Source organism: Pseudoprimorskyibacter insulae (assembly GCF_900302505.1).
In the GTDB taxonomy this organism is placed as follows: Bacteria; Pseudomonadota; Alphaproteobacteria; order Rhodobacterales; family Rhodobacteraceae; genus Pseudoprimorskyibacter; species Pseudoprimorskyibacter insulae.
In genome coordinates this window covers 1,092,177-1,100,942 of sequence record NZ_OMOJ01000001.1, presented here as the reverse complement: position 1 = coordinate 1,100,942, position 8,766 = coordinate 1,092,177, and the positions used below count along the sequence as shown (strand labels likewise).

General features: G+C 62.4%; 8 protein-coding genes. 6 read left to right on the top strand and 2 right to left on the bottom strand.

Translation table 11 applies throughout. The features are described from left to right. The first annotated feature begins 160 nt into the window (after nt 1-160). The 6 genes from PRI8871_RS05565 to PRI8871_RS05540 all read left to right on the top strand — a co-directional run bounded on the left by PRI8871_RS05565 (nt 161) and on the right by PRI8871_RS05540 (nt 6,766). Entirely contained in the window at nt 161-829 is a 669-nt protein-coding gene (locus PRI8871_RS05565; RefSeq protein WP_370741868.1) for an adenylate kinase, read from the top strand. Nucleotides 830-891: 62 nt separating this feature from the next. Next, the gene (locus PRI8871_RS05560; RefSeq protein ID WP_108885151.1) at nt 892-1,155 is read left to right on the top strand and encodes a DUF4212 domain-containing protein; all 264 of its coding nucleotides are present in this window, start codon (nt 892-894) and stop codon (nt 1,153-1,155) included. A 16-nt stretch (nt 1,156-1,171) separates the two neighbouring features. Continuing rightward, nucleotides 1,172-2,899: a sodium:solute symporter family protein gene (locus tag PRI8871_RS05555; protein ID WP_108885150.1), complete on the top strand. Its 1,728-nt coding sequence runs from the start codon at nt 1,172-1,174 to the stop codon at nt 2,897-2,899. A 102-nt stretch (nt 2,900-3,001) separates the two neighbouring features. Continuing rightward, nucleotides 3,002-4,825 (top strand): DUF294 nucleotidyltransferase-like domain-containing protein, encoded by a 1,824-nt coding sequence (locus tag PRI8871_RS05550; protein ID WP_108885149.1) that lies wholly within the window; start codon nt 3,002-3,004, stop codon nt 4,823-4,825. 28 nt (nt 4,826-4,853) lie between these two features. Beyond that, a complete protein-coding gene (locus PRI8871_RS05545) occupies nt 4,854-5,354 on the top strand; it encodes a hypothetical protein (protein ID WP_108885148.1) in 501 nt (166 codons plus the stop codon). Continuing rightward, the gene (locus tag PRI8871_RS05540) at nt 5,354-6,766 is read left to right on the top strand and encodes a 3'-5' exonuclease (protein WP_108885147.1); all 1,413 of its coding nucleotides are present in this window, start codon (nt 5,354-5,356) and stop codon (nt 6,764-6,766) included. Before PRI8871_RS05545 ends, PRI8871_RS05540 begins: the two co-directional genes overlap by 1 nt. Here PRI8871_RS05540 and nagA read toward each other — a convergent pair. After that, complete coding sequence (gene nagA, locus PRI8871_RS05535; protein WP_108885146.1) at nt 6,763-7,893, bottom strand: N-acetylglucosamine-6-phosphate deacetylase; 1,131 nt, start codon at nt 7,891-7,893, stop codon at nt 6,763-6,765. The two genes, PRI8871_RS05540 and nagA, sit on opposite strands and share 4 nt — an antisense overlap. Beyond that, nucleotides 7,890-8,750, bottom strand: a complete 861-nt coding sequence (locus PRI8871_RS05530) for a glucosamine kinase nucleotide-binding domain-containing protein (RefSeq protein WP_108885145.1) — start codon at nt 8,748-8,750, stop codon at nt 7,890-7,892. Before PRI8871_RS05530 ends, nagA begins: the two co-directional genes overlap by 4 nt. Nucleotides 8,751-8,766: the final 16 nt, after the last annotated feature.

The window sequence follows — 8,766 nt, the reverse complement described above, 5'->3', positions numbered from 1 at the left end:
CTCGGGCAAAATCATGCGCCGCATCCTGCGCAAAATCGCCGAAAACGACTACGGCGCTCTCGGAGACACCTCCACCCTCGCAGACCCTTCCGTCGTCGATGACCTCATCGATAACAGAATGAACCGCGCATAAGGGATTGATCTAATGGAGGATATGACCATGACCGCAGCCCCCGTACTGATCTTGCTTGGCCCCCCCGGGGCCGGCAAAGGCACCCAGGCCCGCATGCTGGAAGACAGCTTTGGGCTGGTGCAACTGTCGACCGGCGATCTGCTGCGCGCCGCAGTGGCCGCAGGCACCGAGGCCGGGAAGAAAGCCAAAGCCGTGATGGAAGCGGGCGATCTTGTCAGCGATGACATCGTGATCGCCATTCTGCGCGACCGTCTGGGCGACGCGGACACCGCCAAGGGCGTGATCCTTGACGGCTTCCCCCGCACAACCGTGCAGGCCAAAGCGCTGGACACGCTGCTGGGCGAAAGCGGGCAGAAGATCAACGCCGCCATCAGCCTTGATGTGGATGACGCGGCGATGGTGACGCGGATTTCGGGCCGCTACACCTGCGGCAACTGCGGCGAAGGCTATCACGATAGCTTTAAGAAGCCCGAACAGGACGGCGTTTGCGACAAATGCGGCCAGACCGAGTTCAAGCGCCGCGCCGACGACAATGCCGAAACCGTGGCCAGCCGTCTGGAGGCCTATCACGCCCAGACCGCGCCGCTGATCGACTATTACGCGACTAAGGGCGCCCTGAAGCGGATCGACGCAATGGGCGCTATCGAAGACATCGCCGCCGGGCTTGGCGCGATTGTATCGGAGGCCACGGCGTAAGCCGCGGCCTTTCCCCGCCTCCCCAAAAAGGGGGCTTTTCAGGAGGAAGAGGAGGACCCGCCATGGCGGACCAATCTTCGCACGACGATAAGGCCTATTGGGCCGCAAACGTGCGCATCATCATCATCAGCCTTGTGATCTGGGCTGTTGTTTCTTTCGGCTTCGGCATCCTGCTGCGCCCGGCCCTTTCCGGCATCGCAGTTGGCGGCACCGACCTGGGCTTCTGGTTTGCCCAGCAAGGGTCGATCATCGTCTTCCTGGCGCTGATCTTCTTCTACGCCTGGCGGATGAACAAGCTCGACAAAGAATACGGCGTCGACGACTGAGCGGAAAGAGAGACCAATGGATCAGTTTACACTTAACCTGCTGGTGGTCGGCGCGACTTTCGCCCTCTACATCGGCATCGCAATCTGGGCCCGTGCGGGCTCGACCTCGGAATTCTACGCAGCCGGCCGCGGCGTTCACCCCGTTCTGAACGGGATGGCAACCGGCGCGGACTGGATGTCGGCCGCATCGTTCATCTCGATGGCCGGTATCATCGCCTTTGGCGGCTACGACACTTCGGCCTATCTGATGGGCTGGACCGGTGGCTACGTGCTGCTGGCCATGCTGCTTGCGCCTTACCTGCGTAAGTTCGGCAAGTTCACCGTGCCTGAGTTTATCGGCGACCGTTTCTACAGCCAGACCGCCCGTACCGTGGCCGTTATCTGCCTGATCACCGCATCGCTGACCTATGTTATCGGTCAGATGACCGGTGTGGGCGTGGCCTTCTCGCGCTTCCTCGAAGTGGAAGTGTCGACCGGCCTGTTCATCGGCGCGGCCATCGTGTTCATGTACGCCGTTCTGGGCGGCATGAAGGGCATCACCTATACGCAGGTTGCTCAGTATGTCGTTCTGATCATCGCCTACACCATCCCGGCGATCTTCATTTCGCTGCAACTGACCGGCAACCCGCTGCCGCCGCTTGGTCTGTTCGCAGACGCCAAGTCGACCGGCGAGCCGCTGCTGACCACCCTGAACGGTCTGCTGAACGATCTGGGCTTTGCCGAGTACACCAAACAGAAAGACACGACCCTGAACATGTTCCTGTTCACCGTGTCGCTGATGATCGGTACTGCCGGCCTGCCCCACGTGATCGTGCGCTTCTTCACCGTTCCCAAGGTGTCGGACGCCCGTTCCTCGGCTGGTTGGGCGCTGGTCTTCATCGCGCTGCTGTACCTGACGGCTCCGGCTGTGGGCGCAATGGCCCGTCTGAACCTGATCGACACTGTCTACCCGAACGGCACCACCTCGGCTCCGCTGGCGTACGAAGCGCGTCCGGACTGGGTGAAGAACTGGGAACAGACCGGTCTGCTGAAGTTCGAAGACAAGAACGGCGACGGCCTGATCGACTATGTGGCTGACGGCGATAAGAACGAATTCGACGTGAACCGCGACATCATCACCCTGGCCAACCCGGAAATCGCACAGCTTCCCAGCTGGGTGATCGCCCTGGTCGCGGCTGGCGGTCTTGCGGCTGCTCTGTCGACGGCGGCTGGTCTGCTTATGGCAATCTCGTCTGCAGTATCGCACGACTTGATCAAATCGCAGATCAACCCAAGCATTTCGGAAAAAGGCGAACTTCTGTCTGCCCGTATTGCAATGGGTGTGGCGATTGCGGTGGCAACGTGGCTGGGTCTGAACCCACCCGGATTTGCCGCGCAAACCGTGGCGCTGGCCTTCGGACTTGCGGCATCGTCGATCTTCCCGGCGCTGATGATGGGCATCTTCTCGAAGCGCATCAACAACAAGGGCGCTGTGGCTGGCATGCTGGCCGGTCTGGGTGTGACGCTGGTCTATATCTTCCTGCACAAGGGCTGGTTCTTCGTGCCGGGCACCAACAGCTTCACCGATGCTGACCCGCTGCTGCTGTCGATCAAATCGACCTCGTTCGGTTCGATCGGTGCTCTGATCAACTTCGCCGTGGCCTACTTTGTCTCGAAGTCGTCGGAAGAGCCGCCGGCCGAGATTCAGGACCTGGTTGAAATGATCCGCGTTCCGCGTGGTGCCGGGGCCGCAGTCGATCACTAAGATCGGCGTTCGGGCCGCCACCTGCGACGGCCCGCCCTCTTAAATCGCGGTCCCGCCCGGTTCACACTGGTCGGGACCTTTTCTTTTCCTTTTGGAGCTTTCATGCCGATTTCATCCGAAGATCTGCGCCGTTTCCTGACCGCCGTGCACCCCTATGATGCGCTGGAGGCCGAAACGCTGGACGCGCTGGTGCCGCATTTCGTGGCCCGCGCCTTTGCCGCTGGCGATATGATCTACGATCTGGGAAGCCCGCTGGAAGGGTTGCATCTGATCCACACCGGCGAGGTTGAGGTCTGCGACGAAAACGATGTACCCGTATCGCTTTTGGGCCCGCGAAATTCATTCGGCGAACGCGGCCTGACCCGCGACGGCGTGGCCGCCACCTCGGCCCGCGCCATGGCCGATACCGTCATTCTGCTGCTGCCCAAGGCGCAGTTCTACGATCTGATCAAAACCCAAGACGCAGCCGCCAAGTTCTTTGACCGGTCGCGCAAGCCGCGCGAAAAGACCAATGATCTGGCCTCGACCCGCGTGGAAACGCTGATGGCGCAGAACATCCTGACCATCGCCCCCGGCGACAGCGTGCAGGCCGCCGCGCGGATGATGCGCGATGCGCGGATCTCGTCGCTATGTGTGACCGAAGCCGCCGAGCTGCGCGGCATCATAACCATCCGCGACCTGTCGGGCCGGGTTGTTGGCGATGGCCTGCCCCTAAGCACCCCCGTCGCCCGGATCATGACGGCCAACCCCTTTACCCTGCCCCCGTCGGCCATCGGCTCGGACGTGTTGCACGCGATGATGGAACACCGCATCGGCCACGTCCCCGTGACCGAGAACGGCATTCTGGTGGGCATCGTCACGCAAACCGACCTGACGCGCTTTCAGGCCGTATCCTCGGCCGAGCTGGTGTCGGAAATCGCCCATGCCAATGACGCCGAGGCGATGGCCCGCGTCACCGCCCGCATTCCCAAACTGCTGGTGCAACTTGTGGCAGGTGGTAGCCGGCATGAGGTCGTAACCCGCCTGATCACCGATATTGCCGATACTTGCACCCGTCGCCTGCTGGCCTTGGCCGAGGCGCAGTTCGGCGCGCCCCCTGTCCCGTATCTGTGGTTGGCCTGCGGCAGCCAAGGCCGCCAAGAGCAGACTGGTGTGTCGGACCAAGACAACTGTTTGATGCTGTCGGATGACGTCACGCCGGGCGACATGCCTTATTTCCGCAAGCTGGCGAAATTCGTCTGCGATGGCCTGAACACCTGTGGCTACGTCTATTGCCCCGGCGATATGATGGCGACCGCCGACCGCTGGTGCCAACCGGTGCGCGTTTGGCGTGACTATTTCGACCGCTGGATCAACAAGCCCGACCCCGAAGCGCAGATGCTGGCCTCGGTCATGTTTGACCTGCGTCCCATCGGCGGCGCGGTCGGCCTGTTTGAGGATTTGCAGGAAACCACGCTCAAGGCCGCGTCGAAAAACTCGATCTTCGTTGCGCATATGGTGGGAAATTCGCTGAAACACACGCCGCCTTTGGGGCTGCTGCGCGGCTTTGCCACGATCAAATCGGGCGAACACAAAAACCAGCTGGATCTGAAGCACAACGGCGTCGTGCCCGTCGTCGATCTGGGCCGGGTCTATGCGCTGCAAGGCCGCCTGACCGAGGTGAACACCCGCGCCCGCCTTGAGGCTGCGATCACCGCAGGTGTTCTAAGCACAACGGGCGGGCGTGATTTGCTGGATGCCTATGACTTGATCGCAGAGGCGCGATTGGAGCATCAAGCCACGCAAATCAAAGCTGGCAAAGCGCCTGACAATTACCTTGCGCCCGCAGACCTGTCAGATTTTGACAGAAGTCATCTGCGTGACGCTTTCGTCGTGGTAAAGACGCTGCAATCATCTATCGGCCACGGCCGAGGCATGCTTGGATAAGCAGGCCGAATAAGGGGGAGGAGGAAACATGCTGTTCGAATTGCTTGCGGTGGTCATCGCCGGGGTTGGCGCGGCTGGCATCGCCATTGGCCTGAACCGTCTGACGGGCCGCCGTTTGCCGCGCTGGGTGACGCCTGTCGCCGCCGGTTTAACCATGCTCGGCGTGACCGTGTTCAACGAATACGGCTGGTATGCCCGCGCTCAGGCGGCCCTGCCCGAAGGCACTGTCGTCGTGCATCCGGTGGAAAACCGCGCGATGTACCGCCCTTGGACCTATGTCTGGCCTTATGTCGACCGCTTCGTGGCGCAGGATCGGGCGAACACGCAGGCCCTGATGGGCAGCGCCGCAATCAAAGAGGTGCCGCTTTATTTGTATGACCGCTGGACCACTCCGAAATCGGTGATGATCCTGGTCAATTGCGAAACCGGCGAACGGGCTGAACCGGGCGAAACCAACGCCAAGCCGGTCTGGCAACAGGTGCCTGCCGATGACGCCATCGTCACCACCGCCTGCAAAGGGGGCGCGTGATGACACTGTCTAGCCTCAGCCTGCGCCTTCGCATCTTTTTGTTCTTCATCCTGCTGGCCGCCGGGTCGATCGTCGTGGTTTGGGCCGCGCTTTATGTGGGTCATGGCCGGGTGGCCGGATCGGGCGCGACCAATGGGTTTGTCTTTGCGGGCATCCTGTCCAGCTTTCTGATCGTCGGACTGACGGCGGGCATCTGGCTGTTGTTCGATGAAAACGTCGCCAAACCGATTGAGCGTTTGGCCTCGGAAATGCGGACCCGCGCCCATGCGCAGGTGGACAAATCGGTCAACACCCATGCCGCCCGCTACTTGGGCGATCTGGCCCCCGCCGCCGATGCGGTGGCGCGGCAATTGAACGAAAGCGCCATGTCGACCGCGCAGGTCGTTGCCACCGAAACCGCCCGGCTGGCGCGGGAAAAGGCGCAACTGACGGCGCTGCTGACGGAAATCCCCGTGGCCACTATATTGGTCAGCCAGAACGACCAGATCGTTCTGTACGATGGACAAGCCGCCGAGGTTCTGGCGCAGGTTCACGTACCGCGCCTAAACGCCTCAATCTACGACTATTTCAACGCCCAAAGCCTATCCGCTGCCCGCAGCAAAATGAACAAATCCGGGCTTGAGGTCAGCTTGGAAGCACAAAGCGCCGATGGCCGCCAAAGCTATTCCGCGCGACTAAAGCCGATGGATGGCGGTGGCTATCTGATGGTGATCGACGATGCCATGGCCCGGATCAGCCCCGATGCGGCCCGGCCCATCGTCTATGACTTCGACCTGCTGGATCAAAAACCCGGCCGCGCGCTAGAGGATACCCCCCTGCGCGACCTGAGCTATGTGGTCTTCGACACTGAAACCACAGGGCTTTTGCCGCATAAGGACGAAATCGTTCAGATCGGGGCCGTGCGGGTGATCAATGGCCGGATCGTGACTGGCGAAAGCATCGACCAACTGGTCGATCCCGGCATGCCGATCCCGCCCTCCAGCACTAAGGTGCATGGCGTGACCGATGCGATGGTCAAAGGCAAGCCGCGTATCGCTGAGGCCGGGATGAGCTTTCACATCTTTTCGCGAAATGCTGTCATTGTGGCCCATAACGCCCCGTTCGATATGGCTTTTCTACGCCGCCACGCCCGTGATATGGGTGTGGTCTGGGATCATCCGATCCTGGATACGGTGCTGTTGTCGGCGGTCCTGTTTGGCGCGTCGGAAACCCATACGCTGGATTCGCTTTGCGACCGGCTCGATATCACCATCCCGCCGCAGCTTCGCCATACCGCGCTGGGGGATGCGCAGGCCACCGCCGAAGTTCTGGTGCGCATGCTGCCCATGCTGGAAGCGCGCGGGATGAAAACCTTTGGCGATGTGCTTGTTCAAACACGCAAACATGGGCGTTTACTGGAAGATATGAACTAGATCCGAACGCCGTTTTTCCAGACGGCGTTCAGGCGAAAATCATTGGTCAGGTGCACCATATCGGCAGGTGCGCCTGCCATAAAACGCCCTGCCTTTGATCCGATCAAATCGCCGGGCACCGAGGTTGCCATTTGCAGCGCCTCCTCCAGCGGGCAGCCCACATCCTGCACCATGACTTGAAGCGCCCGGTCCATGCTTAAATCCGCCCCGGCCAAAGTGCCATCCGCCAGCGTCAGCCGCCCATCGCGGCGCAGGATGTCCCGCCCGCCGAGGGTGAATGCGGCGGCGTCCGTACCGGCGACTGCCATGCTATCGCTGACCAGAAACAGCCGCCCCGGCCCCTGTTTGGCCCGCAGCGCCAGCGCGATCATTGCCGGGTCCACATGCACCCCGTCGGCGATCAGCCCGGTATGCAAGCGCCCATCATTCAGCGCGGTTCCAACCAGCCCCGGCGCGCGACCAGTCATTTGTGACATAGCGTTGAACAGATGGGTCACGCAGCGCGCACCCGCCTGAACCAGCGCAGCGCAGGCCCCGGAATCGGCATCGCTATGGCCCAGCGACACAAGCGCGCCCGCCTTGGTCAGTGTGGCCACCTGATCGGGCCGCACGCTTTCCGGCGCGAGTGTGACCTTTAGCACCCGCAGCCGCTGCGCCGCATCGCATAGCGCGGTCAGGTCTTCATCCGTCATGGCGCGGATCAGCGCCCCGTCATGCGCGCCTTTGCGGGCGATCGACAGATGCGGGCCTTCCAGATGCGCGCCCGCAAAGCGCGGATCTTGGGCGGTCAACTCAATAGCGGCGTCCAGTACGGCGCGGGTGACCTCGGGCGTGTTGGTAATCAGCGTCGGCAGGATCGTCGTCGCGCCAAGCCCTGCATGGGTGTCGATCATCAACCGCAGCGCCGCGGCATCTGTTCGGTCGCCCAGCAGCACACCGCCCCCGCCGTTGACCTGTAGATCGACAAAGCCGGGGGCCAAAATGCCCGCGCCCAGATCCTGAACCGATGCGCCCTCAGGCGGCGCGTCATGTACGGCGACGACCTCATCCCCGGTCAGTTCGACCACGGCGCGGGGACGCAGCGATGTGCCGTCGAACACCTGATCTGCGGTTAGGAATAGGGTCATGCCGATGCGTGCTGCCGGGCCAAGGCCAATGCGCCTTCAACCGCCGGTCCATTGGCAGGCGTCACGCAGCCCTGCACCTCATCGCGCAGGAACGGCACATAGGCCGCACCCAGATCGCCGGGCAAAACCACCCGTCCGCCGGCTTGCCAGCCAAGCGCCCTAAGGCCGCGCCCGATCCAAGTTGCGCCCTCTTGCATCAGCGCCTTCGCAGTGCCATCCCCCGCCACAGCTGCGCCGGACAGGCCTTTGGCCAAACGCCCAAATTCGCGCGGGTGCGCTGTGCGGGCAAAGCGAACGATTGCCGCCGCGCCGCCAAATTCATCCAAGATCGCACGGGTCAGCGCGGTGTGCGGCAACAGCCCGTCCTGCGCCTGTAGACTGCGCGACAACAGCCCACGGCCCAGCCATGCCGCCGATGCCTCATCCCCAAGGATCAGGCCCCAGCCGCCGATGCCATCAATCCGCAAACCGGCGCGGCGCAGCACGAAAGACCCGGTACCAAGACCGACGACAAACCCGTCTTTGTCGCCCAGCGCCCCGACCGCCATGGCGCTCCGGTCGTCTTCGACCTTGCATCGGCGGAAGGGCAAGGCGCGGGACAACGCGGCGGCGTCTATGTCCGTCACGATCCCGGCAACGCCCAGATAGGCGTAGGCATCGCAGAGTTCGGAAAGGGCGATCCCGGCCTTGTCGGCCAGTCCCTGACAGGCTTCGACAATCGCCTCCGCGCAGCCATCGGGGTCGGTGGTGAAATTCGCCCCGTTGCCGATGTAGTCCACGCGCCGACCGGCCTTGGCATAGGCCACCCGGCAGTTCGTGCCACCGCAATCGATTCCCAGAAAACCTGTCTCGCTCATGCTATAGCAATAGCGC